Source organism: Motilimonas sp. 1_MG-2023 (assembly GCF_030547455.1).
Classification (GTDB): domain Bacteria; phylum Pseudomonadota; class Gammaproteobacteria; order Enterobacterales; family CBDFNC01; genus Motilimonas.
The window spans coordinates 1-232 of sequence record NZ_JAUOPX010000324.1 but is presented as its reverse complement, the minus strand read 5'-3'; the positions used below and the strand labels follow the sequence as shown (position 1 = coordinate 232).

Here is a 232-nt window from a genome sequence, read left to right as displayed (position 1 = left end):
CAGGTGGGAGCGCACCGCCCTAACAAGGCGCGGGTCACTGGTTCAAGCCCAGTACCGCACACCACTACAACGCGCAGTGCCACCTTTAGACTCTATCGGGCGATTAGCTCAGTTGGGAGAGCACCGCCCTTACAAGGCGGGGGACACTGGTTAAAGCCCAGTATCGCACACCACTACTTTGTTAAAGTAGTGTTAGTAAAAATTTGAAGATAATTTCGTTGGGCGATTAGCT

General features: G+C 52.6%; 1 tRNA gene. It reads left to right on the top strand.

Features of this window, described 5'->3' with window-relative positions:
- The first annotated feature begins 97 nt into the window (after nucleotides 1–97).
- A tRNA-Val gene (locus Q4519_RS22190) sits at nucleotides 98–173 on the top strand.
- The last annotated feature ends 59 nt before the right edge of the window (nucleotides 174–232 follow it).